The sequence below is a fragment of the Streptomyces sp. CB01201 genome, assembly GCF_002803085.1.
Lineage (GTDB): Bacteria > Actinomycetota > Actinomycetes > Streptomycetales > Streptomycetaceae > Streptomyces > Streptomyces hundungensis.
Genome location: NZ_NNBJ01000016.1, coordinates 1 through 26,648 on the forward strand (window position 1 = coordinate 1; position 26,648 = coordinate 26,648).

Below are 26,648 nucleotides of genomic sequence, written 5' to 3' on the forward strand. Positions count from 1 at the left end.
CGTGCCACGCGCAAGGCGACTGCCCCGGCCGGTGCGCCGCAGGCCGCCGAGGAGATCGTGGAGGCGGCTCCGGCTGCCGTCGCGGAGGTGCCCGAGGCCGCCGAGGAGGCCCCCGAGGCCCCCGCGCCGCGCACCCGCCGTCGTGCCACGCGCAAGGCGACTGCCCCGGCCGGTGCGCCGCAGGCCGCCGAGGAGATCGTGGAGGCGGCTCCGGCTGCCGTCGCGGAGGTGCCCGAGGCCGCCGAGGCCCCCGCGCCGCGCACCCGTCGCCGCGCCACGCGCAAGGCGACCGCGCCGCAGACCACCGTCGCGGACCCGGCCGTCGCCGAGGCCGTCGAGGACGAAGAGGCCGAGGACGCCGAGGAGACCGCAGAGGTCACCGCCGAGGCCCCGGTCGCGCAGGCCCCGGCCGCCGAGGCCCCCGCGCCCCGCACCCGCCGCCGCGCGACCCGCCAGGCGACTGCCCCGGCCGGTGCGCCGCAGGCCGCCGCCGAGCAGCCCGCGGAGCCCGCCGCGAAGGCGAACGCGCCCGCCGAGGCCGAAGCCCCCGCCGCCGAGGACGAGGCGCCCCGCGGACGCACCCGCCGCCGCGCCGCCCGCCCCGCGTCCAGCCCGCAGTTCACGCCGGTCGAGCCGCAGCCCGCCGCACAGCAGGAGGAGCCCACCGGGCGCTCCCGCCGCCGCGCCACGCGCCCCGCCGTCGCCGTGTTCCAGGCGCCCGTCTTCACCGAGCCGATGTTCCAGACGCCGGAGACGGCCGCGGCCGCCGCTGCCGCCGCCCGCGTCGAGGAGCCCGAGCCCGCCGAGACCGACGAGACCGTCGTCGAAACCGCCGAGCCCACCGCCGAGCCGCAGGGCCGCTCGCGCCGCCGCCGCCGTCGCGGCGAGGCCGCCGAGCCCGTCCAGGACAAGGCCGTCGACGAGCCGGCCGACGAGCAGGTCGACGAGGCCGCCGAGGCCGACGCCGAATCCGACGACTCCGACGACGACCGCCCCTCGCGCCGGCGCCGCCGCGGTGGCCGCCGCCGTCGCCGCGGCGAGCCCGCCGAGGCCGAGGACGCCCCGGACGAGCCGTACGAGCAGGCCGACCAGGCCGATGGCAACGACGCCCCCGCCGAGTCCGACGAAGAGGACGACGAGGACGAGGACGGCACGCCGTCCGCCGCCGGAACCAGCAGCAGCCGTCGCCGGCGCCGCCGCCGTCGCCGCTCCGGCGACGCGGGCCCCGAGGCCGAGCAGGGCTCCGACGACCCCGAGCGCACCGTCGTCAAGGTCCGCGAACCCCGCACGACCCGCGAGCGCCTTGACTCCGCCTCCGGCTCCACCTCCTCCGACGAGGTCCAGTCCATCAAGGGCTCGACGCGTCTGGAGGCCAAGAAGCAGCGCCGCCGCGAAGGCCGCGAGCAGGGCCGGCGCCGCGTCCCGATCATCACCGAGGCCGAGTTCCTGGCCCGCCGCGAAGCCGTCGAGCGCGTCATGGTCGTCCGCCAGAGCGGCGAGCGCACCCAGATCGGCGTCCTGGAAGACAACGTGCTCGTCGAGCACTACGTCAACAAGGAGCAGGCCACCTCGTACGTCGGCAACGTCTACCTGGGCAAGGTCCAGAACGTGCTGCCCTCCATGGAGGCCGCGTTCGTCGACATCGGCAAGGGCCGCAACGCCGTCCTGTACGCCGGTGAGGTCAACTTCGAGTCGCTCGGCATGGGCAACGGCCCGCGCCGCATCGAGGCCGCCCTCAAGTCCGGCCAGTCGGTGCTCGTCCAGGTCACCAAGGACCCCATCGGCCACAAGGGCGCCCGCCTGACCAGCCAGGTCTCGCTGCCCGGCCGCTACCTGGTGTACGTGCCCGAGGGCTCGATGACCGGCATCAGCCGCAAGCTGCCCGACACCGAGCGCGCACGTCTGAAGACCATCCTCAAGAAGATCGTCCCCGAGGACGCGGGCGTCATCGTGCGCACCGCCGCCGAAGGCGCGAGCGAGGACGAGCTGCGCCGCGACGTCGAGCGCCTCCAGGCGCAGTGGGCCGACATCCAGAAGAAGGCCAACCAGATCTCGACGTCCTCGCCGTCGCTGCTCTACGGCGAGCCGGACATGACCGTCCGGGTCGTCCGCGACATCTTCAACGAGGACTTCTCGAAGGTCATCGTCAGCGGTGACGAGGCGTGGGAGACCATCCACGGCTACGTCGCGCACGTCGCCCCGGACCTCACCGAGCGCCTGACGCGCTGGACCAGCGAGGTCGACGTCTTCGCGACGTACCGGATCGACGAGCAGCTCGCCAAGGCCCTGGACCGCAAGGTCTGGCTGCCGTCCGGCGGTTCGCTGGTGATCGACAAGACCGAGGCGATGATCGTCGTCGACGTCAACACCGGCAAGTTCACCGGCCAGGGCGGCAACCTCGAAGAGACCGTGACGAGGAACAACCTCGAAGCGGCCGAGGAGATCGTGCGCCAGCTGCGGCTGCGCGACCTGGGCGGCATCGTCGTCATCGACTTCATCGACATGGTCCTGGAGTCCAACCGCGACCTCGTGCTGCGCCGACTGCTCGAATGCCTGGGCCGCGACCGCACCAAGCACCAGGTGGCCGAGGTCACCTCGCTCGGCCTGGTCCAGATGACCCGCAAGCGGGTCGGCCAGGGCCTGTTGGAGTCGTTCTCCGAGACCTGCGTCCACTGCAACGGGCGCGGCGTGATCGTGCACATGGAGCAGCCGGCCGTGTCCGGCGGCGGTGCGGGCAAGCGCGCGAAGAAGCGCGGCCGCGGCGGCGCCGAGAGCGACCAGCACGACCAGCACACCCACGAGCACGACCACGAGCACGACGCCCCGGACACCGAGGCCGCCGAGCACATCGAGTCCGAGGCCGAGGTCGCGGCCGAGGTCGCTGCGCCGGTGGCGCTCGCCGAGCCCGAGTTCGTGCCCGACGAGGAGCTGTACAGCAGCGTCGCCGAGGCGGAGGCCGCGGCCCGTGGCGGCCGGTCCCGTCGCCGCGCCACCCGCAGGGCCTCGGCCCCGGCCGGTACGCCCCGTACGGCAGCCGTCGAGACCCCGGCCCCCGCGGCCGAGGAGCCCGAGGCAGCGCAGGCCCCGGCCGCGGTGACCGTCGCCTCGTTCATCGAGGACGACGCGCCGCGCGGCCGCACCCGTCGCCGTGCCACCCGCAAGGCGACCGCTCCGGCGGGCGCTCCGGCCTCGGCCACCGTCGAGCCCGTGGTGGTCGTCGCCGAGCCCGAGCCGAAGGCCGATGAGCCCCAGGCGCAGGAGCCGGTGGCCGAGCCCGCCGTCGCCGAGCCCGTCGAGGAGGCGCCCGTCGCCGCTCCGCCGCGGGCCCGCCGCCGGGCGACCCGCAAGGCCACGGCCCCGGCCGGTTCGCCGTCGGGTGCCGAGGACGCGGCGGTCGTCGTGGTCGTGTCCGCCCCGGCGGCCGAGTCCGCCGAATCCACGGAGCCCGCCGAATCCGCGGAGTCCGCGGAGGAGGCGGCCCCGGCCAAGAAGGCGGCCCGCAAGACGGCGAAGAAGGCCACCGCGAAGAAGGCCGCCACCCCGAAGAAGACGGCGGCCAAGAAGACCGCCGCGAAGAAGACGACCGCCAAGAAGGCCACGGCCAAGAAGACGGCGGCGGCGGAGCAGCAGTCGTCGTCGGTCTCGGCGTCGACGGACAGCTGACAGGTGACGGCAGCCAGGTGACGGCCGGCAGGTGACGGATGACGGTCGACGGCTGACAGATGTCAGACGATGACCGTTGTCCCGCAGGGCCCGCCTCCTCCGACCCCAGGGCCGGAGGAGGCGGAGGGCGAGGCCGGTTCGCGGCCGACAGGTCGCGGACAGCCCCCGCTCAGCCGGCGTACACCCGGCGGTAGTTGACTGATGCACGGCCCAGGAGCCCGTCCCCGGAACACCGGGGGCGGGCTCCGTCGTACGAAGGAGAGACCGCCCCCGCATGAGTGCGATCAGCAAAGCCGTCATCCCCGCCGCCGGGCTCGGCACGCGTTTCCTGCCGGCCACCAAGGCCACCCCCAAGGAGATGCTGCCGGTGGTCGACAAACCGGCGATCCAGTACGTGGTGGAGGAGGCGGTCGCGGCGGGGCTCTCGGACGTCCTCATGATCACCGGGCGCAACAAGCGCGCCCTGGAGGACCACTTCGACCGCAACCACGAGCTGGAGTCGGCGCTGACCCGCAAGGGCGACGCCGACCGGCTCGCCAAGGTGCGCGAGTCCAGCGATCTGGCCACCGTCCACTATGTGCGCCAGGGCGACCCCAAGGGCCTCGGGCACGCGGTCCTGTGCGCGGCCCCGCACGTCGGTGACGAGCCCTTCGCGGTGCTGCTCGGCGACGACCTCATCGACGCCCGGGACCCGCTGCTCGCACGCATGGTGGAGGTCCGGGAGCGCCTCGGCGGCAGCGTCGTCGCGCTGATGGAGGTGGCGCCCGAGCAGATCCACCAGTACGGCTGCGCGGCCGTCGAGCCGACCGGCGAGAGCGACGTCGTCCGCGTGACGGGCTTGGTGGAGAAGCCCGAACGGGCCGCCGCGCCCTCGAACCTCGCGGTGATCGGACGCTACGTCCTGGACCCGGAGGTCTTCGGCGTACTGCGCACCACCGCGCCCGGCCGCGGCGGCGAGATCCAACTCACCGACGCCCTCAACCGGCTCGACACCGTGCACGGCGTCGTCTTCAAGGGGCGCCGCTACGACACCGGCGACCGGGCGGACTACCTGCGCGCCATCGTGCGCCTGGCCAGCGAGCGGGCGGACCTCGGGCCGGACTTCCGGGCCTGGTTGCGCGGTTTCGTCGCCGAGGAGTGCGGGTAATGACGCTGGTTTGACCCACCACGCCCGGCCCCGTAGCCTTGACCCTCGGCGTGTTTATATACGCGCCTACCCCTGAGCACCTCACCTCCCGGTCCGCCGGGGGAGGCCCCCTGTTTTCCGCGGGATGGCTGGCTTCAAGGGTTCCGTATCGAGCGAGAGAGAGATCCGCGTGTACGCCATCGTGCGCAGCGGTGGTCGCCAGCACAAGGTTGCTGTCGGCGACATCGTTGAGGTTGACAAGATTTCCACTGCCAAGGTTGGCGACACGGTCGAGCTCTCGACCCTGCTCGTTGTCGACGGCGACGCCGTGACCAGCGACCCGTGGGTGCTCGACGGCATCAAGGTCACCGCTGAGATCGTGGACCACCACAAGGGTGCCAAGATCGACATCCTTCGGTACAAGAACAAGACCGGTTACCGCCGTCGCCAGGGCCACCGCCAGCAGTACACGGCGATCAAGGTCACCGGCATCCCCACGGCTGCGAAGTAAGGGACTGAGGAGACATGGCACACAAGAAGGGCGCATCGTCCACCCGGAACGGTCGCGACTCCAACGCTCAGCGGCTCGGTGTGAAGCGCTTCGGCGGTCAGACCGTGCTCGCCGGTGAGATCCTGGTCCGCCAGCGCGGCACCCACTTCCACCCGGGTGCGGGCGTCGGTCGCGGTGGCGACGACACCCTGTTCGCGCTGCTGCCCGGCGCGGTGCAGTTCGGCACCCACCGTGGCCGCAAGGTCGTGAACATCGTTCCGGCCGCCTGATCACTTAGGCGACCGTAGAGCGGTTTCAGCGGAGGCGGACCTCACTTCCCCCACGGGAAGCGGGTCCGCCTTTCGCGTGTTACTAGATAGACATTCCCGTACTTTCCCTCGACCGCTGGCCGGGGGCCCTCAGGAGGCACATCCCATGACCACCTTCGTGGACCGCGTCGAGCTGCACGTCGCCGCGGGTAACGGAGGCCACGGCTGCGCCTCCGTCCACCGTGAGAAGTTCAAGCCGCTCGGCGGCCCGGACGGCGGCAACGGCGGCCGTGGCGGCGACGTCACCCTGGTCGTCGACCAGTCCGTGACGACCCTTCTCGACTACCACCACTCGCCGCACCGCAAGGCCACCAACGGCCAGCCCGGCGCCGGTGACAACCGCTCCGGCAAGGACGGCCAGGACCTGATCCTGCCCGTGCCCGACGGCACGGTCGTCCTCGACAAGCAGGGCAATGTGCTCGCCGACCTGGTCGGCGAGGGCACCACCTACATCGCGGGCCAGGGCGGCCGCGGCGGCCTCGGCAACGCGGCGCTCGCCTCGGCCCGCCGCAAGGCCCCCGGCTTCGCGCTGCTGGGCGTGCCCGGCGAGTCCGCGGACATCGTCCTGGAACTCAAGACCGTCGCCGACGTGGCCCTGGTGGGCTACCCGAGCGCCGGCAAGTCCTCGCTGATCTCGGTGCTCTCGGCGGCCAAGCCGAAGATCGCGGACTACCCGTTCACCACCCTGGTCCCCAACCTCGGCGTGGTGACGGCCGGCTCGACCGTCTACACCATCGCGGACGTCCCCGGTCTGATCCCCGGCGCCAGCCAGGGCAAGGGCCTGGGCCTGGAGTTCCTGCGGCACGTCGAGCGCTGCTCGGTGCTCGTGCACGTCCTGGACACCGCGACGCTGGAATCCGACCGGGACCCGGTCTCCGACCTCGACATCATCGAGGAGGAGCTCAAGCAGTACGGCGGGCTCGACGACCGGCCCCGCATCGTCGTCCTCAACAAGATCGACATCCCGGACGGGCAGGAACTCGCGGACATGATCCGGCCGGAGCTCGAAGAGCGCGGCTACCAGGTCTTCGAGGTCTCCGCCGTCGCCCGTACGGGCCTGAAGGAGCTGTCCTTCGCGCTCGCCGGGATCGTCGCTCAGTCGCGTGCCGCCAAGCCCAAGGAGGAGGCGACCCGCATCGTCATCCGGCCGAAGGCCGTGGACGACGCCGGCTTCACCGTCACCTTCGACGAGGCGAACGAGGTCTACCGGGTGCGCGGCGAGAAGCCGGAGCGCTGGATCCGCCAGACCGACTTCAACAACGACGAGGCCGTCGGCTACCTCGCGGACCGCCTCAACCGCCTCGGCGTCGAGGACGCCCTGATGAAGGCCGGTGCCCGCACGGGTGACGGCGTGGCCATCGGCCCCGAGGAGAACGCGGTCGTCTTCGACTGGGAGCCGACGATGATGGCCGGCGCCGAGATGCTGGGCCGCCGCGGCGAGGACCACCGCCTGGAGGCCCCGCGGCCCGCCGCGCAGCGCCGCCGGGACCGGGATGCGGAGCGCGACGAGGCGGAGCAGGAGTTCAAGGAGTTCGGGCCCTTCTAGTCCAGGCCCTTCCCACAGGCGGGGCCGGGTGGCCGGCCGGCCGGGGGTACGGGATCACGTCCGCGGGCCGCGGGGGCTGTTTGCGCAGTTCCCCGCGCCCCTGGGTGCGTTCTCGGCTGCGGGCCGTGGGTGGCTTGTCGCGCAGTTCCTCGCGCCCCTGGGTGCGTTTTCGGCTGCGGGCCGTGGTCGCTTCTCGCGCAGTTCCTCGCGCCCCTGTAGGTGGCCGGCGTTGCCCTGGTCGCGCCCACCGCGGCGGAGCCGCGCAGGTGTCACAGTCTCGCGCCCTTGTAGGTGGCCGGCGTCGCCCCGGTCGCGTCCACCGCGGCGGAGCCGCGCAGGTGTCACAGTCTCGCGCCCCTGTAGGTGGCCCCGAATGTCTCGGTGCTGGCCGGCAGAGGCATCTTCAGCCTGTCCGGCGATTGAGGACGAGCGCCCTTCAGGCGCGAACGGGGTCTGGGGCGGAGCCCCAGGGGCTTGGTGGAGAGGGGCCCGCACGGGGGCTCCCGTAGGATTCTGGGATGAGCCAGAGCCCTGCCTCCCCGGACCGCCCCCCGGGCGTCAGCGTCGTCGTCATCGCCTACAACGACGCCGAGCTGGTCACCGACGCCGTACGGTCCGCACTCGCGCAGGGCCCGGCCGTCACCGAGGTCGTGGCCGTCGACGACTGCTCCAGCGACGGCACGGCCGCCGTGCTGGACCAGCTGGCCACCACCGAGCCCCGGCTGCGCGTGCTGCGCCGCGCGGACAACAGCGGCGGCTGCGGCACGCCCCGCAACGACGGAATCGCCGCCGCCACCGCCCCGTACGTCCTGTTCCTCGACAGCGACGACGTGCTGCCCCCCGGCGCCGTCCAGGCGCTGCTCGACGCGGCCCGCGAGCACGGCACCGACGTCACGGTCGGCCGCGCGGTGCGCCGCGAACTGCCGGCCGGACGGGACGTCCCGTGGCAGCCGGGCCTGTACCGGGAGGCGGCCGTGTACGAGTCGCCGGAGGCCGAGCCGCGCCTGCTCCACGACACGCTGTGCGTCAACAAGCTCTACCGCCGAGACTTCCTGACGGAGCATCAACTCCGTTTCCCCGACGGCAAGTTCACGTACGAGGACTTCGTCTTCACGGCCCGCGTGTACGCCGCGGGCCCCCGCGTCGCCGTCGTGCCCCAGCTCGTCTACGTCTGGCACGTGCGCCGCGCCGCCGCCCAGGTGTCCATCTCGCTGGCCCGCAAGGACGTCGCCAACTGGCAGGCCCGCATCGCCGCCCACGCCCAGGCCGTCGAGGCCTTCGGCGCGGCCGACCGCAAGGCGCTCGCCGCCGCCTGCCGCACCAAGTTCGTCGACTACGACCTGTGCCTCTACCTGCGCGAGCTGCGGGTACGGGACGCCGGCTACCGGGACCAGTGGTGGCGGCTCACCCGCGCCTACCTCGCCGATTTCGCCCCCGCCGAGCTCGCCGCGGCCGCCGCACCCGCGCGCTGGCTCGCCCAGGTGGTCCTGGCCGCCGACGCCCCGCGCGACCTGGACCGGCTCTCCCAGCTCGCCGCCGACCCGGCCCGCCTGATCCCGCCGTACGCGAGCGCCGCCGCGGGGCCGGTGTGGGCGGACGACCTCGCGGACGTGGCCCTGGACGGCCTGGCGGCGCTGCCCGCCGACCGGCTGCCCGTCACCGTCGACGCGACGCTGCTCGCCGGGCGGCGCGGCATCGTCAAGCTGCGCGTGCACGAGCTGTACGGGCGCCTCGCGGCCACCGGAGCCCCCATCAGCGCCGACATCGAGTTCGTGCCCAGGGACGGCGGCGAGAGCGCCCTGACCGTGACCGCCCCGCTGCGAGCGGGCGGCGACGGTTGGACCGGCCAGGCCCCTGTGATGCTCGCCGCTCTCGCGGCGGCGGGCGGGCGCGGCACCCAGATCTGGGACCTGCGGGTCCGTCTGCACAGCGCGGCGGGCCCCGGCGCACACACCACCCTCCGGGCCCGGGCCGCCGGGCTGCGGCGCACGGCGGTACCCGCCAGCCGGTACGGTGTTCTGCTGGTGCAGCCGTACCGGACGTCGAGCGGATCGCTCGCGGTGCGGCTCGCCCCTGGAGTACAGGGGGCCCTCGGGGTGGTCGGCGGCAAGCTGCGCAGACTGGCCCGGACGGCTCGATCAAGGCGACGATGAGGACGTGGACGCACACATGACTTTTCTGATCACTGGCGGCGCCGGATACATCGGCTCCCATGTCGTGAGGGCCATGACGGCGGCGGGGGAGCGCGTCGTCGTGCTCGACGACCTGTCCACCGGTGACGCGAAGCGGCTGCCGCAGGACGTGCCGCTGGTGGTCGGCTCCGTCCTGGACCGCGAGCTCCTGGACCGCACCCTCGCCGAGCACTCCGTGACCGGCGTGGTGCACCTCGCGGGCAAGAAGCAGGTCGGCGAGTCCGTCGAGATCCCGCTGCACTACTACCGGGAGAACGTGTTCGGCCTGACCGTGCTCCTGGAGGCGGTCGCCGCGGCCGGCGTGCGCACCTTCCTGTTCTCCTCCTCCGCCTCCGTGTACGGCATGCCGGACGTCGACCTCGTCACCGAGGACACCCCGTGCCTGCCGATGAGCCCGTACGGCGAGACCAAGCTGGCCGGCGAGTGGCTGGTGCGCGCCGCCGGAAAGGCGCACGGCATCGCCACCGGCTGTCTGCGCTACTTCAACGTGGCGGGCGCGGCCACCCCCGAGCTCGGCGACACCGGCATCTTCAACCTCGTGCCGATGGTCTTCGAGAAGCTGGAGGACGGGCAGCCGCCGCGCATCTTCGGTGACGACTACGAGACCCCCGACGGCACCTGCGTGCGCGACTACATCCACGTCGAGGACCTCGCCGACGCGCACCTGGCCGCCGCCCGCAAGCTCGCCGAGTCCGCGCAGGCCGGCGAGTACGCCGACCTGACCGTCAACATCGGCCGGGGCGAAGGCGTTTCGGTGCGCGAGATGGTCGACCTCATCAACGAGATCAGCGGCCGCGGCATCGCCCCCGAGGTGCACCCGCGCCGCGCGGGCGACCCGGCGCGCGTGGTCGCCTCCGCCGACCGCATCGCGGCCGAGCTCGGCTGGAAGGCGCACCACGACGTGCGCTCGATGATCTCCTCGGCGTGGGCTGGCTGGCGCCACCACCGCGACGGCTGACCGGCCTCGCACACGCGCCCCGCAACCAACGAGAAGGCCCCGCCGACCGGCGGGGCCTTCTCCGTCTGCTCGCCGCGGCGACCGGCGGGCTCAGCGGCCGCGCACCAGGCGGGTTGCCCTGCGGCGCACTTGGCGTACCAGCGGTACCGGTACGGTCAGGCGCAGGGGTTCGCCGGAGGGTTCGATCACCGGTACGTCCCGGGTGAATGTGCCTGCGTGGAGGCGGAGTTGGAGTTCCCAGGTGCCTGGGGTGACGCCGTCGGCGGTGGCTCGTGCCGCGATGCGGCCGTTGGTGTCGACTTCGGTGGTGGTCGGTGCGGTGAGGGTTGTGTGGCCGGAGACCAGGAGCAGGCGGGTCTCGCCGCGCTCGGCGGGCCAGCCGGGGACGGTTGTGCGGGCGGTGGCTTCGACCCGGCCGAGGCGGGTGCGGGTGAGGGTGCCGCGGGCGGTGGTGGCGAGGAGTCGGCGGGTGTCGCCGATGTCGAGGTTGAGGTGCTGGTGGGCGGCGGAGTGGAACAGGCCCGCGGCGCAGGGTCCGGTGTTGCCGCGGTCGATGATCCGGGGTTCGGGCGAGACGTCGTACAGGCGGTCCGAGGGGCGTGCGAGCCAGGCTTCCTTGCTGAGTTCGCCGCAGGTGACGACGATCCGCATGCTCCATATTCCGTCGGGGAGGGGTTCTCCGTCGGCGGCCCGGCCGATGTCGAGGCGGAGGGTGTAGGTGCCGTCGTCGGCGGTGTCGGCGGGTACCCAGTAGGTGTAGCCCTGGCGGCGCAGTAGCACGCCCACTGTGCGGCCGGCCGGGTCGAGTTCGCTGAGCCGGGCCGAGCCCTCGACCCGCAGTACCGGGCCGTCCCAGGCGTAGGAGTCGACGCGCTGGACCAGGCGGACCCGGGAGGTGATGTCGTAGGCGGAGTCGGGGATGGCCCGCTCGGCGTCGCGGAAGTAGGGGTAGGCGGCGTAGACGCGCTCGCCGTCCTGGTGGGCGGGGCCCAGTGTGTTCCCGGTGTCGGCGCGGACGATCTCGGTGAGTTCGTCCACCAGGCCGTGGCGCAGGCAGTGCACGCGCAAGCGGAGGCGGGGCGGCAGGGCCGCCATGATCGGCTCGGTGGTCCACTCGTCGAGCAGCACCTTGGCAGCGGCGGCCATGTCCTTGCGCCCGGCCTCGTCGCGGGCCAGATACGGCTCGCCGAACATGCTCAGGATCTCGCCGTGGAAGTGACGCTCCATCAGTTTGTCCCGCTCGCGGCCGGCCGGAACCAGCTCGCCGAGGGTGCGCAGAATGCCGCCGACGAAGGCGAGTTGGTCGACCCAGTCGACGTCCTGGCGGCTGGCGTTGGTGCCGTCGCCCCGGCCCTCCAGGTAGTAGCAGTCGTAGTCGGCGACCACCGAGATCTTCTTGGCGCGCAGCACCGCGGGGACGGCGAACGCCACGTCCTCGTTGAGGAGCCGGCCCTGCGCGAAGCGCAGCCCGTGTTCCTCGATCAGGGCCCGGCGCCACAGCTTGTAGGGGGCCAGCGTCCAGTACACGGGGGAGTCGTACAGGTCGACCTCGGCGCTGGTGGTGCGGAAGTCCACCGGGGCGTCCCGCCCCACGCCCACGATCCGGCCGTACACGATGTCGGACTCCTCGGCGTCGGCCATCGCGACCATGCGCCGCAGGGCGTCGGCGCCGAGGTAGTCGTCGGAGTCCAGGAAGAAGAGGTAGCTGCCGCGGGCCCGCTCGATGCCCACGTTACGGGGCTTTCCGGCGCCGCCCGAGGGCTCCTGGTGGATCACCTGGACGTGGTCGCGCTCGCGTGCCCACGCGTCGAGCCAGTCGCCGCTGCCGTCCGACGAACCGTCGTCCACCGCGATCACTTCGAGCTTGCGCCGTCCGATGGTCTGGGCTTCCACGGACCCGAAGCAGCGCTCCAGATACCGCAGGGTGTTGTGCACCGGGACGATCACGGTAACAACGGGGTCCATCGGCACACATCCTCGAATGGGGCACAGCCGCAAGGGTGGTCGGTGACTCTCGCGCGCGGACACTGGCACAGCTTTTCTTATTTATTGGAGGCCCTGTAGGGGCCCTGTGTCAAAGGGGTGCGGGTATGCGACTTCTGTGCGGTCACCCGCAGGTGGGACGGCGTGCGAAAGGCCCCGGCACACGCTGGGTGCCGGGGCCTTGTGCTCGTACCGGGCGCTACGGAGGCGCGGAGCGGATCAGAGGATCAGCGCTTCAGCGCTTCAGCGCTCCAGGAAGGTGAAGAGGTCCTCCCAGCGCCGGACGATCTCGTCCGTACGGTAGCGCTGGATGTTCTCGCGGGCCGCGTCCCCGAGCCGGTCGCGCAGCTCCTGGTCGGCGAGCAGGGACTCCAGGCGGCGCGCGAAGATGAGGGTGTTGCCGGGCGGCGCGAGCAGGCCGTCCTCGCCGTCCCGGATGATCTCGCGGATGCCGGGTGCGACGTCGAAGGCCACACACGGCACGCCGGTCGCCATGGCCTCCAGGAGCGAGAGCGGGAAGCCCTCGCCGCGCGAGGCGAGCGTGAAGACCGCGCCGTCCTGGAGGGCGCCCTCCGGGTCGTCGGTGCGGCCCATCCACTCCACCGAGCCGTCCAGGCCGAGCTCGGTGCACTGGCGGCGCAGCGCCTCCTCGTCCGAGCCCGTGCCGTAGATCCGCAGCGTCCAGCCGGGGTGGCGCGGGGCGACCTCGGACCAGGCGTCCAGGAGCAGGTCGGTGCCCTTCTCCTCGTGCAGGCGGCCGATGCTCACCACGTGCTTGGAGGTCCGCTGCGAGGGCTCCGCGGGGAAGAACGGCAGCGGGTTGGGCATGAAGTCGACGTTGTCGAGCCGCTGCTGGGCCCACAGGTCGGCGTCCTCGCGGGTCAGCGCGAGCAGCCGGTCGACGTCCTTGTAGTAGCGCTTGACCCGCCCGAACCGGGAGGACCGGCGGCAGGCCTCGAACGACTCGTGGGTCATGCCGACGACCGTGACCGAGGACGTGTCGGCGAGCGCCACCCACTCCATCGCCCACACCTGCGTGACGATGACGACCGCGCCGGGCCGGGCCTGGCGGAACATCCGGGTGAGCTTGGCGGCCTGCTCCTGCATGCCCTCCGCGCGGGCGGCGCGGCGGCGGCGGTCCGCCAGGTTCAGCTTGCCCTTGATGCCGTGCGCGCCGGGCACCGACGGCGGATGCACGTCGTACAGCGTGGTCGTGCCGTACGGCAGGTCCGGGCCCAGCTCGAAGGGGTGGCTCGGCGGGGTGATGCCGACCATGTGCACCAGGTTGCCGCGGTCGGCGAAGAGCCGGGCCATCTGGTGCGACCAGGTCGCCACGCCGCCGAGCTCGTTGACGGCGTTGGAGACGAAGAAGATGTCACGGCCGCCGCCCATGGCGGTCTGCTCGGTCACTTGCCGCTCCCGGAGGTGAAGAACTTGGCGACGATCTGCTGGGCGGCGGTGCCCCGGTCGTACTCACCGAACTCGGCCGCGAAGCGCTCCCGCGCCCCGGCGTACTCGGTGTCCGCCGACTTGAGCTCCGCCACCGCCTCGAACAGCGCGGCCTCGGTGCCCACGACCGGCCCCGGCGCCTTCTCGCGCAGGTCGAAGTAGGTGCCGCGGCTCTCGCCCGCGTACTCCTCGTAGTCGTACGTGAAGAAGATCATCGGCCGGTCGAGGAGCGTGTAGTCGAACATCAGCGACGAGTAGTCGGTGATCAGCGCGTCGGCGAGGACGAGCAGCGGTGAGATGTCGTAGCCGCTGGAGACGTCGATGACCTTGCCGCGCACCGACGGCGGCAGCACGACCTGGTTGAGGTAGTGCGAGCGGATCAGCAGCGTGTACTCGTCGCCGAAGCGCTCCGCGAACGCCTCGACGTCGAAGGGCAGCTCGAAGCGGCGCACCGCGCCCTGCGGGGTGGCCCGGAACGTCGGCGCGTACAGCAGGATCTTCTTGGCCGGGTCGATCTTCAGCTCGGCGGCGAGCGGGCCGCGCTCGCGCGCACCCGACTCGATCTCCCGCCCGCGCGCCGCGACCAGCTCGTCGTTGCGCGGGTAGCCGGCGCGCAGCAGCCGGTCCTCGCGCAGCTTGAAGCCGCGCGCGAGGGTGCGCACATCGTGCTCGGAGCGGACCAGGAAGTGGTCGAAGCGGTCCAGACCTCGCTGGAGGCGCTCCCGCTCGGGGCGGCCGAGCACCTTCATCTGCGGCAGGTCGAAGCCCATCCGCTTGAGGGCGCTGCCGTGCCAGGTCTGGATGTAGGTGGTGCCGGGGCGCTTGGTCAGGGAGGCCGGGAAGCCCTGGTTGTCGATCCAGAACTCGGCCTGGGCCAGGGCCCGCAGATAGGCGTAGCTCCAGCGTCTGACCAGCGTGGCGTCCTTGGGGAAGCCGGTGGGCTTGGCGCCCTCGTAGGACCAGACGGGCTCGAAGTCGACTCCCTGGCGGCGCAGTTCGTCGTAGATGGCCTTCGGGCTGTCGCTGAACTGCTTGCCCATGTGGCTCTCGAAGACCACCAGGCCCTTGCGGATCGGCAGCTTGGAGAGGACCTCGTGGTAGACGCGGACCTTGGTCTCGCCCGAGTTGAGGTCCTTCTTCATCCGGCGGGCCTTGCGCAGGCTCTTCTTGGCGACCCCGGCGGCCTTGCTGCGCAGGGCCTCCTCGATCAGGCCCTGGGTGCGGACGGTCGCGGCGCCCGAGGCGGTCAGGACGTAGCTCAGATTGCCCTTCTTGGAGACCGACGGCTCGATGCGGTCGGAGACCAGCCGGCTCAGCCGGGGGCGGACGTGCAGCGGGTGCCCGGAGTTGACGTCGATGCTGCCGGCCGAGACGCGGGTGGAGACCGCGTCGCCGTCGATGTCCAGGTGGAGCCAGACGTCCCACACCACGTCGATGATGCCCAGCGGGCGCAGCTTGCGGGCGATGTCCGCCTCGGCCTTCCAGTCCAGCGTGCGGCCCGCGTGCGTCAGCGAGGTCAGCGGGAAGCGGAAGGACTGGAGGCTGGTGCGGCGGGCCCGGAACTCCAGGGCGCCGGTCAGCTCGGCGCCGGCCTTGACCCGGCCCAGCGGGTTGACCACCGAGCCGCCCAGGCGCACCTTGCCCCGGCCGTCGTCGGCGTAGGAGGTCAGGCGGTTGCCGAGCGACAGCTTGTTCAGCGGGCGGGTGTGGTAGCCGGCCGCCGTCACGTCGAGGATGCGGGCGCCGTCCGGGTCGTCCAGGTGCTCGGCGCACCAGTAGATCCGGCCGTCCTTCTCCACCAGCGGCGCGGTGAGCTTGCCGGGGGTGATGAGGGCGTCGGCCGCCGGCATCAGGTTCTTCCAGTCCTCCTTGCCCAGGAGGTAGGCGCAGATCGCCTGGATGGGCTGGACCTCGGCGTAGGCCTGCGGGGAGATCGTCGCCAGATAGCTGTTGGCGAGCTCCGCGAACTCGTGCCGGTAGTCGTTGTCGAGCAGCGGAAGATCCCGCAGATGGAGCACCAGGTCGTGCTTGAGGAACTTGACGTCCTTGCGGAACTTCAGGTCCTCGTAGCCCTTCTCCTCCAGGAGCTCGTCGACCCGCCGGTGGATCTCCATGCGGTGCACGAAGTTGGCGATCTCGTGGCGCCGGTTGCTGATCGACTTCGCCGAGGCGTTCTCCACCACGTTCCACGAGTAGACGCGGTTGGGGATCAGCGCGATGCGCCGGGCGGCGACGTAGGCCTGCGCGGAGAACAGCAGGTCCTCGTAGTGGATGCCGACCGGGAAGGACAGACCCTGTTCGAGCAGGAACTCACGCCGGTAGCACTTGTTGGTGGAGAGGGTGTCGAAGACCAGCAGGTCCGGCATCTCGGTGATCGATTCGAGCGTGCGGCTCGTCGAGTAGATCCAGGGGTACCAGTCGACGGTCTTGCCGTGCCGGCTGTCCACGTAGACCCGCACGCACATGCCGGACACGAGGTCGGCGCCGGTGCGCTCGGCCGCGGCGACCATGTTCCGGCAGGCGTTCTCCTCCAGGACGTCGTCGCTGTCGAGGAATATCACGTACGTGCCAAGCGCCTCGGCGATGCCGTGGTTGCGGGGTGCCCCGCAGCCACCGCTGTTCTGCGGCAGCTGGAATGCCCGCACCCGTCCCGGGTTCGCGGCCTGGAGCTCCTGGGCGATCTCGTAGGAGCGGTCCTTGCTGCAGTCGTCGACGATCAGGACCTCGACACTCTTGTGGGTCTGGTCCAAGACAGACTGGACGGCCGTCGGCAGTCGATCGGCATCGTTGTAGACGATGACGATCACGGAGACGTCAGGCACTGGCACCTCAATCCATTTGTGCTAATGGCATGCGGTTCAACGCTACCTGGTATCCACCGGCCTCCCGGCAGCCGCCCGGGCGGCTCCGTCGCCCGTTCGCGGGACGCACCCACCGCCCCCTCCTCCTGCTTCGTTACGCAACCGTGAAAGAAGACCGGGCAACCAATGAGGGCCGAGGGCCATCTCCGGAGAAGGTGGTGCCAGGCGCGCACCTCCGCCGGGAACGTCATACTTCTCCTGGACCCCGTCCATGGCCGTCACGGCCGGACATCCCGGGCAAAGCCGACGCAGAGCGAGTGAACGAGAAGGCACGGTGCTGAAAACCTCCCCCGCGGAACAGGCGGCGACGACCGAACGGAGCAGCCGGTCCCGCCCGAAGATCCTCGGAGCGCAGACGGCCGCAGCCACCCTTTCGGCCGTGATCTCCATGGGCGCCTACTGCGTGGCGATGGCCGTGCACGGCACCTACCCCTTCGGATCGCGCTCGCGGGCCGTCAACGACCTCGGCAACCAGTTCGTGCCGTTCCACGCGCACCTGTGGGACCTCATGCACGGCAACACCTCCGGCGACCTCGTCTTCAACTGGGGCAGCGGCTTCGGCGTCCCCTTCCTCGGGGACTTCTTCACCTACCTCATGAATCCCTTCTCCTGGCTCGTGGGACTGTTCCCGCGCGACCAGGTGGAGATACCGGTCTTCCTGGTCACGGTGCTCAGCGTCGGCCTCGCCGCGTTCCTGATGACCGTCTTCCTCGGCCGGCTGCGCCCCGGCTCGCCCTGGCTGCGCGGGCTGCTCTCGGTCGGCTACGCGGTCAGTGCCTGGATGATCTCCGACGGGTTCTCCGACCCCATGTGGATGTGGGGCCTGGCCGCCTTCCCGATGCTCGGCATCGCCTCCGACTGGTGCCTGCGCGGCCGCCACTGGATCCTCGGCACCCTGCTCGTCTTCGCCGCCTGGGCCGGCAACTTCTACATCGCCGCGATGGCCACCATCGGCATGGGCCTGGTCCTCGTCGTCCGTCTGATCCTTGAGGACACCCCCGTCCGCGAGCGCCTGACCGCGCTCGTACGGGCCGCCACGATGACCGCCACCGGCCTGCTGCTCGCGGCCCCCGTGCTCACCGTCGGCCTCAAGGCCAGCAAACTCTCGCAGCCCGCCCCGGACGCCACCTACAAGGGCCCGCCCGGATTCGCCGACTACGTGGCGCACCTGCTGCCCGGCGGCCTGCACGGCAACGCGCCGCAGATCTCGGTCGGCCTGCTCCCGCTGCTGCTCGTCCTCGCGTTCCCCTTCGTCCGCCGGGTGCCCGGCAAGGAGCGCATCGCCTGGTGCGTCCTGCTCGTCCTGGTCGCCCTCTCCTACATCTGGGCGCCGACGATCCTGCTCTGGCACGGCCTGGCCATGCCCAACGGCAGCCCCTACCGGGCCTCCATCGCGCTCACCGCGATGCTGGTGATCGTCGCGTGGCTCGCGCTGTCCCGGCGCCCGCGCCCCAAGGAGCTGCTGTACGGCGCCGCGGTCACCGCCGTCGTCGTGGCGGTGTCCGCCCGCAGCTCCTACGTCTCGCACGGCACCTGGATCCTGACCGTCGGCGGCGGACTGCTCGTCCTGGTCCTGCTGGTCCTCCTGTACCGCTTCCGCGGGCAGCGCCCGATGCGCGTCGCCCTGACCGGGGCCCTCGCCTGCACGGTGTTCCTGTCCACCGCGTACACCGTCCTCTCGGTCACCGCGATCCGCGACAGCAGCGACTGGTGGCAGCCCAAGCGGACCCTGGACGCCCGCTCGCTCGCCGCCCACGACGCCGTCAAGGCCCACGACAAGTGGCCGGCCACGCGCAGCGACCCCGGCCCGCACGAGTTCGCCAACAACGACCCGCTGCTCCTCGGCGGCCAGGGCGGCTCGTACTACAGCAGCTACGTCCCCGCGAAGACCGCCGAGGCCCTGCACGGGCTCGGGGCCGGCTGGTACATCCAGGGCCGCCACACGCTGAGCTTCACCGACCCCGTCGGCCGCGCGATCATGGGCATCGGCAGTTACCTGGACTGGGCGCGCAACGGCCGCGGCTTCACCCAGCACTCGGTCGACGCCCCGCCCGTGGTCACCCTGCGCCCGGGCGACGTGAGCGCCTCCGACTCCGGGGCCCACGACGCCTCCGTCTTCGCCCGCCAGGAGCGCGTGCTCGGCACCCGCGTCTACGACGTGCCCGCCCTCACCCCCGCCGGCGGTCCGACGCCGACCGCGGGGTCGAACGGCGACTGGCACCTGCCCGGCAACGAGACCGGGTCCAAGTGGACGACGTTCAGCGCCCGTTGCACCCCCGGCACCCAGGCCTACTGGTACGCGCCCTGGTACCCGGGCGGCATCCAGGCCTTCGACCGGAACAGCTCCCAGCACGGCAGCGACAACATGACCAGCAACACCCTGCAACTGCTCGGCACCGTCCCGGCGAGCGGAAAGTTCACCGTCGCGTTGGGCGTCACCAGCCCCCAGGACATCCCGCAGTTCCCGGTCGGCTGCCTCAGCCGTGCCAAGCTCAAGGGCGCGGTCGACCACCTCAAGGCCACCGCCCCCCAGAAGGTCACGGCCGGCGGTCACAGCATCGCCGCCACCTTCCCCAAGGGCACCACCGGCACCGCCGTGATCTCCACCCCGGCCACCGACGGCTGGCAGTGCTCGGTCGACGGAGGCCCGTCACGCGCGCCCGGTACGCTGGGCGGGCTGATGGCCGTGAACCTCGGCAACGGCGGATCCCGCCTCTCGTGCTCCTTCCAGACCCCCGGACTCAAGCCCGGACTCCTGGCGAGCGGGCTGGCCCTGGTGGCCCTGCTCGCCGTCGGAGTCGGCGGCGCGGTCCGCACCCGCACCAGGTCCTTCCGAACTCCCTCCCCGTCTTCTGCCAACGGAAAGCACTGATGATGAAGCTGTCGGTCGTCGTCCCCTGTTACAACGAAGAAGCGGTCATCGACCAATTCGACGCCAAGACCCGCAGCGTGCTCGACACCCTCCCGATCGAGTACGAGATCTGCTACGTGGACGACGGCAGCCGGGACAAGACGCTCCTGCACCTGCGGGCCCTGGCCGACCGGCACCCCGACGCCACCCGTTACGTCTCCTTCAGCCGCAACTTCGGCAAGGAGGCCGGCATGCTCGCCGGGCTGCGCGAGGCCACCGGGGACGCCGTGGTCATCATGGACGCCGACCTCCAGCACCCGCCGGAGCTCATCGGCCAGATGCTGGACCTCTACCAGCTGGGCCACGACCAGATCATCGCCCGCCGCACCCGCGAGGGCGACAAGAAGGTCCGCTCCGCCCTGAGCCGCATCTACTACCGCGCGGTCAACAAGTGGGTCGACGTCGAACTCACCGACGGCGTGGGCGACTTCCGCATGCTGTCGCGCCCGGCCGTGGACGCGCTGCTCTCGCTCGGCGAGTACAACCGCTTCTCCAAGGGCCTGTTCTCCTGGATCGGCTTCGACACCGTCACCTTCGACTACCAGAACGCGCAGCGCGAGGCCGGCGAGACCAAGTGGAAGTTCGGCTCGCTGCTGAACTACGGCATGGACGGCCTGATCTCGTTCAACAACAAGCCGCTGCGCCTGGCGATCTGGCTCGGCGTCCTGCTCGCCGGCGTCGGCGCGGCCTACGCCCTGTGGATCACCGTCGCCGCCATCGCCTACGGCGTGAGCACCCCCGGCTATGTCACCCTCGTCGCGATCATCGTCGGCCTCGGCGGTGTCCAGATGGTGATGCTGGGCCTGATCGGCGAGTACATCGGCCGCATCTACTACGAGACCAAGCGCCGTCCGCACTTCCTGGTCAAGGAGGCGCACGGCTTCCCGGGCGAGCCGGAGGGCGTCGAGCGGCGCGAGGTGTACGTCAACGAGCCGCAGCGCAGGGCGGTCTGATGCCCAGTCAGCTCGGACAGGTGATCAGGTTCGGCTTCGTCGGCGGAGTCAACACCTGCACCTTCTACGCCTTCTACTGGCCGCTGCTGCACCTGGCGAAGCTGCCGTACTTCGTCGCGTACACCATCGCCTTCCTGCTCAGCATGGTCGGCTCGTTCTTCCTCAACACCTACTTCACCTACCGCACCAAGCCGAGCTGGAAGAAGTTCCTGCTCTTCCCGCTCACCAACGTCACCAACTTCGTGGTGCAGAGCGCCGGTCTGTTCGCCCTGGTGCACTGGGTCGGGATGAACAAGACGATCGCCCCGCTGGTCGCCGCCGTGGTGGCGATCCCGTTCACCTATGTGCTGTCCCGCCGGATCCTGGTGCCGGGCAGCCAGGAGGCGGTCGCGCCGGACCCGGTCGAGCCGAAGATCCCGGTCAAGTAGCGCACGTACCCCGCGGGCAACGGAAAGAGGGGCGGTCACCGGACCGGTGGCCGCCCCTCTTTCCGTTGCCCGCTAGACGCGGCTGCCCGCGCTCTCCTGGGCCGCCGCCCCCCACTCCCCGAACCTGGCCCCGGGCCGGGTCTGGCGTGCCGTGTACAGCTGGCCGTCGGTGCCGAGCACCACGAGCACGCCCCGGCCCGCCGAGTCCTGCGCCACTCCCGGGATCCCCACGAACTGCACGCCCGGCGTCTCCCAGGCCGCCTGCTTGGCCGAGCCGTCGGACGCCGGCACCACCCGGCCCTGGTCGTCCCGGGCCGCGATGACCAGCGAGGCCCCGTTCCCGTTCAGGCGGTACGCCGAGACCCGCCCGTAGCCGCCCGCAGGATTGCGCCGGGCCACCTTCCACGCGGCCTCCGCGGTACCCGAAGGGCCGCCGGGGGAGGCGACGGTCACCTGGGCGGTGCCGGCACCCCGGTAGACGGCGAGCGCGCCGCCCTTGCCGTCCGCGACCAGGCTCACCGCACTGCCCGACGGCGGCAGACCCGTCGGCGTCGAGAGCTTCGGCAGCTCGCCGGGGGCCGGGGACACCCAGTGCAGCACCGTCTTGACGGTCGGCGCCGCCACATGGATCCGCCCCGACGCGTCGACCAGCGCGTCGATCCCCTCCACCACCAGCGGATGCGGAGGCGGCTTGCCCTCGGGGTGGTCGAGCAACTGCCAGGGCTGCCACGCCCTGCCGCCCTTGCCGCTGCGCATCGCGATGTCACCGGCCCAGTTGCGGACCAGTACGTGCACGGTGCCGTCCGGGGCGACCGCGGTCGCCGGATAGCCCGTCTCCAGGGACTTCTCCGGAGCGGTGTCCGGGGCGCCGAGCGAGGTCCACGCGCCGAACTTGGGCACCCCGTCGGCGCCCACGCCGGTCTGTGCGACGCACACCAGCTCCTTGTGGTGCTTCTCGCCCTTGAACGGCAGAACCGTACGGGTGCCGAACAGCTGAAGCGTTCCGTCAGGCAGCCGCACGACCTCCACCTGCGGGTCGAGCGGGCCGCCCGCGCTGCCCACCGCGTCGAACGGCCCGGCCCACGGCCCCTTGCCGGCCTCGCGCTCCACCCAGCAGCGCACCGAACCGTTGAGCACCGCGAACGCCGCGAGCCGGCCGTCCTTGAGCGGCGCGAGCCAGCGCGCGGTGCCCGGGGTGCGGGTGCGGGTGCCGCGCGCCCAGCCGGCCCCGCCGCCCTTCAGGCCGTTCGGGCCCACCTTGAGGTCGCCGCAGCCCGCCGGGTCACCGCAGTCGCGGTGGTCCGCCCAGCCGTAGGCGTTCAGGAGCTGGGAGTTGCGCCGGGTGGCCGCCGCGTCCAGGGACGGCGGCGTGTAGTTCGTCGGATAGCCGATGTAGTTCGACACCGACGCCGGACGCCCCTTGCCGCCGCCCCAGTAGCGCTCCATGGCGGCCTGCATGAACTGGGCCGACGACGTGTGGTCCTGGTGGTCCAGATAGCTCAAGCCCCGCAGTATCGTCGGCGCGCTCATCATCGCCACCGTCTCGCGCGGCGCGTGCATGGGGGTCGGGTCCAGCGTCCTTATCACCGTCGGGTTGACCCGGGCGATCACCGCCGCGAGCGCGTCGATGATCTGGTCCCGCGTGTAGGCGCGGGGCATCCGCACCGGGCTGCCCGTGCCCGGCAGCGTCGGCAGCTCCTTGATCGCGCCCAGCCACAGGCCCCGCATGCTCACCGGCCGCGGCACGCTCACATAGCGCGCCTCGCACAGGCCCATGTAGATCAGCTGGACGTGCGGGGCGGCCTGGAGGTAGTGCAGCTCCGAGCGGAAGCCGGGAATCAGCTCCACCGGCTCCACCGACCAGGGGCTGTTGTCGTCGCCCGTCGCCATCAGGGCGTTGGCGGCGCGCAGACCGTTTATCCGCGCCCGCGCGAAGCCCGGCCGGTCCGTCCGCATCGACTTGAACTGGGGGGACTTGCCAGGCGCGTTGCGCCCGTCGGACTCACCGCTCGTCATGCACACCGTCACCGAAAGGGCGCCGCTGCGTATCGACTGCTCCAGGTCCGGGTTCATGAAGTAGATGCTGTCGTCGGCGTGCGCGATCACGTGCAGATACGCCTGGGCGGCCGAGTCCGAAGCCGGCTTGCCCGTCGTGGTCCCCGTCGAAGGACTGTCCACGCCCGCCCCGCCGCGAGGTGCCAGCCACTGCCATCCGCCGTAGGCGAGCGGCGCCGCCACGAGGCCGCCCCCGGCGACCTGCAGCAGACGTCGGCGAGATGGTGACGACGGCATTCGGCACACTCCTTGTTGCATCCATGCGCCCCGAGTCCCCCGGGCGTCCGCCATGGAGTTGTTCGAACAGTCATCAGGAGGGAGGGCGTAGCAGCTCCTGAGGTTTCACTTCTGACGCTAAATTTGCCTGGCCGGTACAGAGCCGCACGCCAGGGACGTGTGGGCTTCAACACCCCATCGGCCCATCAGTTCCCCGGTTTTCGCACTTTTTCGAGCTTAAAGGCCCTTTGTACGGCCCCGGTGAGGCTGTCCGCCGATTGGAACTTCCAAGCGCCCCCGGCCCGTCCTGGCATAGATTTCACCGTGTGACAGTGGCAAGGCAGCAGGTGGCACAGGCCCGCAGAATTGTAGTCAAGATCGGTTCGTCCTCACTCACCACCGCCTCCGGCGGCCTCGACGCGGACCGGGTCGACGCCCTCGTCGACGTCCTCGCCAAGGCGCGCGGCGGCGGCGAGAAGGACATCGTCCTGGTCTCCTCCGGCGCCATCGCGGCCGGCCTCGCCCCCCTCGGGCTGCGCCGCCGCCCCACGGACCTGGCCCGCCAGCAGGCCGCCGCCAGCGTCGGCCAGGGCCTCCTCGTCGCCCGCTACACCGCCTCCTTCGCGCGCTACGGCGTACGCGTCGGACAGGTGCTGCTCACCACCGACGACACCAGCCGCCGCGCGCACTACCGCAACGCCTACCGCACCCTGGACCAGCTCCTGGCGATGGGCGCGCTGCCCGTCGTCAACGAGAACGACACCGTGGCCACCGACGAGATCCGCTTCGGCGACAACGACCGCCTCGCCGCCCTCGTCGCCCATCTCGTCCGCGCCGACCTGCTCGTGCTGCTCTCGGACGTCGACGGCCTCTACGACGGCGACCCCGCCAAGCCCGGCACCTCGCGGATAGACGAGGTCCGCGGCCCCGACGACATCGCCCACGTCCAGATCGGCAGCGCGGGCAAGGCCGGGGTCGGCACCGGCGGCATGGTCACCAAGGTCGAGGCCGCGCGCATCGCGGCCGCCGCCGGCATCCCCGTCGTCCTGACCTCCGCGAGCCAGGCCGCCGACGCGCTCGCCGGACGCGCCACCGGCACCCACTTCCACCGCACCGGACGCCGCTCCGCCGACCGCCTCCTGTGGCTGGCCCACGCCTCCACCCCGCAGGGCGCCCTGGTCCTCGACGACGGAGCCGTACGGGCCGTCGTCGAGGGCCACAAGTCGCTGCTGCCCGCCGGAATCGCCTCCGTCGAGGGCGAGTTCGCGGCCGGCGACCCGGTCGAGCTGCGCGACCTCCGGGGCCGTGCCGTCGCCCGCGGCCTCGTCAACTTCGACGCCAAGGAGATCCCCCAGCTCCTGGGCCGCTCCACCCACGACCTCGCGCGTGAACTCGGCCCCGGCTACGAGCGCGAAGTCGTACACAGGGACGATCTGGTCGTCCTGCACCCCTGAAACGGCTGAAAGTCCAGCCATAAGACAGACACCTTCAGGAAAACGGCCCCGCGCCCGGCCCCGGGCTGGTCAACTTTGAGACGGAGGTACACGCGGACCGGCAATTCGCGCAGTACCGCACCGCATCGCACACAGCAGCACAGGAGGCCGCCGGTGAGACGAGCGCGCCCCGGGGCGGCGCCCCGAGGGACGACGGCTGAGCGGACCCTGACCAGTGTGGGGACGGGGGCCGACGTCGAACGGAGCGAGGCAGTCGAGGAGCCCGGGGACATCCCCAGGCTGTGGCACATCACGCTGAGCGTCTCGGGAGCCGAGGCGCCGCTGAAGGAGGTCCGGCGCGGCCTCGAACAGCTCGCCCACGACCACCCGTTCCTGCTGACCAGCCGCTATGCCAACGACCACGCCGAAATCCGCTACTGGGAGGAGGCCCGCGACCTGCACGACGCGGCCGCCGTCGCGCTGCGCCTGTGGGGCGAACACCGCTCCACCGCCAAACTCCCGCCCTGGGAGATCGTCGGCCTCGAAGTCATCGACCGCGGCACCTACCACCAGCGGCTCGCCGAGGGCTACGGGCCGCCGCCGGCCGCCCCCGTGGGCGTCCACCCTTTCTGACCCCGCTCCCCGGGTCCGTCTCGGGGAGTGGAACCGGGGCGAAACGGCCGCCCGCCGCCCATTAGTCTGCGGACATGGCTTCGCAGACCTCGCCCACTCCGTACGACGACATGTCCCCGGTCACGCAGACCGCCTACCGGGCGCGCGCCGCGGCCGCCGAGATCGCGCCACTTCCGCGCGCGGTCAAGGACGAGGCGCTGCTCGCGATCGCCGACGCCCTCGACGTGCGGACGGCCGAGATCGTCGAGGCCAACGCCGTCGACGTCGCCAAGGCGCGCGAGGCCGGAACCAGCGAGACCGTCATCGACCGGCTCACGCTCACCCCCGAGCGGATCCGCGCGATCGCCTCCGACGTGCGCGACGTGGCCGCCCTGCCCGATCCGGTCGGCGAGGTCGTGCGCGGCTCCACCCTGCCCAACGGCGTCGACCTGCGGCAGGTCCGCGTCCCGCTCGGCGTCGTCGGCATCATCTACGAGGCCCGGCCCAATGTGACCGTGGACGCCGCCGCCCTCTGCCTCAAGTCGGGCAACGCGGTCCTGCTGCGCGGCTCGTCCTCCGCCTACGCCTCCAACACCGCGCTGGTCCGCGTCCTGCGCGACGCGGTCGGCGGCGCGGGCCTGCCGGCCGACGCGGTCCAGCTCGTCCCCGGTCAATCCCGCGACTCCGTAAGGGAGTTGATGCGCGCCCGCGGCCTCGTGGACGTCCTCATCCCGCGCGGTGGCGCCTCCCTGATCCGTACCGTCGTCGAGGAGTCCACCGTCCCGGTCATCGAGACCGGCACCGGCAACTGCCACGTCTACGTCGACGCGGAGGCCGACCTCGACATGGCCGTCGACATCCTGATCAACTCCAAGGCCCAGCGCCCCTCGGTCTGCAACTCCGCCGAGACGCTCCTGGTCCACCGGGACATCGCGGACGCCTTCCTGCCGCGCGCCCTGGACGCCTTGGCCGAGGCCGGCGTCACCGTCCACGCCGACGAGCGCGTACGGGCCTACGCCGACGCCTCCAAGGCCACTGTCGTCGAGGCCACGGTGGAGGACTGGGAGACCGAGTACCTCTCGTACGACATCGCCGCCGCGGTCGTCGACTCGCTCGACGCCGCCGTCGCCCACATCCGGCTGTGGACCTCCGGGCACACCGAGGCCATCGTCACCACCTCGCAGGCCGCGGCCCGCCGCTTCACCCAACTGGTCGACTCCACGACCGTCGCCGTCAACGCCTCCACCCGCTTCACCGACGGCGGCCAGTTCGGCTTCGGCGCGGAGATCGGCATCTCCACCCAGAAGCTGCACGCCCGCGGCCCCATGGGCCTGCCGGAACTGACCTCCACGAAGTACATCGTGACCGGCGACGGTCACATTCGGTAAGTGATGTAACTCTCCGTACCGGTGGGCGAATTCGCCCACCGGCTGCCCAAACGCA

17 protein-coding genes are annotated in these 26,648 nt (G+C 71.7%); 13 read left to right on the top strand and 4 right to left on the bottom strand.

The annotated features are described in order from the left end of the window. The 7 genes from CG740_RS28965 to galE all read left to right on the top strand — a co-directional run. On the top strand, positions 1-3,663 hold a 3,663-nt coding region (locus tag CG740_RS28965), incomplete at its 5' end, for an Rne/Rng family ribonuclease (protein WP_100578236.1). A gap of 274 nt (positions 3,664-3,937) precedes the next feature. Further along, positions 3,938-4,810, top strand: coding sequence for a UTP--glucose-1-phosphate uridylyltransferase GalU (galU, locus tag CG740_RS28970; RefSeq protein WP_100578237.1), 873 nt, complete (start codon positions 3,938-3,940; stop codon positions 4,808-4,810). Positions 4,811-4,979: 169 nt separating this feature from the next. Further along, entirely contained in the window at positions 4,980-5,300 is a 321-nt protein-coding gene (gene rplU, locus CG740_RS28975) for a 50S ribosomal protein L21 (protein WP_010062939.1), read from the top strand. A gap of 14 nt (positions 5,301-5,314) precedes the next feature. Next, entirely contained in the window at positions 5,315-5,569 is a 255-nt protein-coding gene (gene rpmA, locus CG740_RS28980) for a 50S ribosomal protein L27 (protein WP_100578238.1), read from the top strand. A 145-nt stretch (positions 5,570-5,714) separates the two neighbouring features. Next, on the top strand, positions 5,715-7,154 hold the full coding sequence (gene obgE, locus CG740_RS28985) for a GTPase ObgE (protein ID WP_100578239.1): 1,440 nt from the start codon (positions 5,715-5,717) through the stop codon (positions 7,152-7,154). A gap of 518 nt (positions 7,155-7,672) precedes the next feature. Further along, a complete protein-coding gene (locus CG740_RS28990; RefSeq protein WP_100578240.1) occupies positions 7,673-9,307 on the top strand; it encodes a glycosyltransferase family 2 protein in 1,635 nt (544 codons plus the stop codon). Positions 9,308-9,323: 16 nt separating this feature from the next. Further along, positions 9,324-10,304 carry a UDP-glucose 4-epimerase GalE gene (galE, locus tag CG740_RS28995; RefSeq protein WP_100578241.1) on the top strand — a complete coding sequence of 327 codons (981 nt, stop codon included), beginning with the start codon at positions 9,324-9,326 and terminating at the stop codon, positions 10,302-10,304. 90 nt (positions 10,305-10,394) lie between these two features. Here galE and CG740_RS41625 read toward each other — a convergent pair whose 3' ends face one another. The 3 genes from CG740_RS41625 to CG740_RS29010 form a co-directional block, all read right to left on the bottom strand. After that, positions 10,395-12,269: a glycosyltransferase family A protein gene (locus tag CG740_RS41625; protein ID WP_100578242.1), complete on the bottom strand. Its 1,875-nt coding sequence runs from the start codon at positions 12,267-12,269 to the stop codon at positions 10,395-10,397. A 261-nt stretch (positions 12,270-12,530) separates the two neighbouring features. After that, positions 12,531-13,679: a glycosyltransferase gene (locus CG740_RS29005; protein ID WP_199846615.1), complete on the bottom strand. Its 1,149-nt coding sequence runs from the start codon at positions 13,677-13,679 to the stop codon at positions 12,531-12,533. 14 nt (positions 13,680-13,693) lie between these two features. Next, positions 13,694-16,564, bottom strand: a complete 2,871-nt coding sequence (locus CG740_RS29010; RefSeq protein WP_100578244.1) for a bifunctional glycosyltransferase/CDP-glycerol:glycerophosphate glycerophosphotransferase — start codon at positions 16,562-16,564, stop codon at positions 13,694-13,696. A gap of 307 nt (positions 16,565-16,871) precedes the next feature. Between CG740_RS29010 and CG740_RS29015 the strand changes: the two genes are divergently transcribed. Genes CG740_RS29015 through CG740_RS29025 form a run of 3 tightly spaced genes read left to right on the top strand, consistent with a single transcriptional unit; the run spans position 16,872 to position 20,889 of the window. Next, positions 16,872-19,469: a YfhO family protein gene (locus tag CG740_RS29015; RefSeq protein ID WP_159030426.1), complete on the top strand. Its 2,598-nt coding sequence runs from the start codon at positions 16,872-16,874 to the stop codon at positions 19,467-19,469. A 2-nt stretch (positions 19,470-19,471) separates the two neighbouring features. Further along, positions 19,472-20,461: a glycosyltransferase family 2 protein gene (locus CG740_RS29020; RefSeq protein WP_100578366.1), complete on the top strand. Its 990-nt coding sequence runs from the start codon at positions 19,472-19,474 to the stop codon at positions 20,459-20,461. After that, a complete protein-coding gene (locus CG740_RS29025) occupies positions 20,461-20,889 on the top strand; it encodes a GtrA family protein (protein WP_100578246.1) in 429 nt (142 codons plus the stop codon). Before CG740_RS29020 ends, CG740_RS29025 begins: the two co-directional genes overlap by 1 nt. A gap of 72 nt (positions 20,890-20,961) precedes the next feature. Here CG740_RS29025 and CG740_RS29030 read toward each other — a convergent pair whose 3' ends face one another. Then, the gene (locus CG740_RS29030) at positions 20,962-23,181 is read right to left on the bottom strand and encodes a PIG-L family deacetylase (RefSeq protein WP_100578247.1); all 2,220 of its coding nucleotides are present in this window, start codon (positions 23,179-23,181) and stop codon (positions 20,962-20,964) included. A gap of 305 nt (positions 23,182-23,486) precedes the next feature. On the opposite strand from CG740_RS29030, the gene proB reads away from it, so the two are divergent. The 3 genes from proB (at position 23,487) to CG740_RS29045 (ending at position 26,593) form a co-directional block, all read left to right on the top strand. Then, the gene (proB, locus tag CG740_RS29035; protein WP_100578248.1) at positions 23,487-24,614 is read left to right on the top strand and encodes a glutamate 5-kinase; all 1,128 of its coding nucleotides are present in this window, start codon (positions 23,487-23,489) and stop codon (positions 24,612-24,614) included. Between the two features lie 153 nt (positions 24,615-24,767). After that, positions 24,768-25,226, top strand: coding sequence for a hypothetical protein (locus CG740_RS29040; protein WP_100578249.1), 459 nt, complete (start codon positions 24,768-24,770; stop codon positions 25,224-25,226). A 74-nt stretch (positions 25,227-25,300) separates the two neighbouring features. Then, positions 25,301-26,593 carry a glutamate-5-semialdehyde dehydrogenase gene (locus CG740_RS29045; protein ID WP_100578250.1) on the top strand — a complete coding sequence of 431 codons (1,293 nt, stop codon included), beginning with the start codon at positions 25,301-25,303 and terminating at the stop codon, positions 26,591-26,593. Positions 26,594-26,648: the final 55 nt, after the last annotated feature.

Bases quoted from the DNA above. Each gene is read 5' to 3' on its own strand.
- CG740_RS29045 (WP_100578250.1), top strand. From the start codon at position 25,301: ATGGCTTCGCAGACCTCGCCCACTCCGTACGACGACATGTCCCCGGTC.
- CG740_RS29025 (WP_100578246.1), top strand. From the start codon at position 20,461: ATGCCCAGTCAGCTCGGACAGGTGATCAGGTTCGGCTTCGTCGGCGGA.
- galE (WP_100578241.1), top strand. From the start codon at position 9,324: ATGACTTTTCTGATCACTGGCGGCGCCGGATACATCGGCTCCCATGTC.
- CG740_RS29030 (WP_100578247.1), bottom strand. From the start codon at position 23,181: ATGCCGTCGTCACCATCTCGCCGACGTCTGCTGCAGGTCGCCGGGGGC.
- CG740_RS29020 (WP_100578366.1), top strand. From the start codon at position 19,472: ATGAAGCTGTCGGTCGTCGTCCCCTGTTACAACGAAGAAGCGGTCATC.
- CG740_RS41625 (WP_100578242.1), bottom strand. From the start codon at position 12,269: ATGGACCCCGTTGTTACCGTGATCGTCCCGGTGCACAACACCCTGCGG.
- rpmA (WP_100578238.1), top strand. From the start codon at position 5,315: ATGGCACACAAGAAGGGCGCATCGTCCACCCGGAACGGTCGCGACTCC.
- CG740_RS29005 (WP_199846615.1), bottom strand. From the start codon at position 13,679: ATGGGCGGCGGCCGTGACATCTTCTTCGTCTCCAACGCCGTCAACGAG.
- CG740_RS28990 (WP_100578240.1), top strand. From the start codon at position 7,673: ATGAGCCAGAGCCCTGCCTCCCCGGACCGCCCCCCGGGCGTCAGCGTC.
- obgE (WP_100578239.1), top strand. From the start codon at position 5,715: ATGACCACCTTCGTGGACCGCGTCGAGCTGCACGTCGCCGCGGGTAAC.
- galU (WP_100578237.1), top strand. From the start codon at position 3,938: ATGAGTGCGATCAGCAAAGCCGTCATCCCCGCCGCCGGGCTCGGCACG.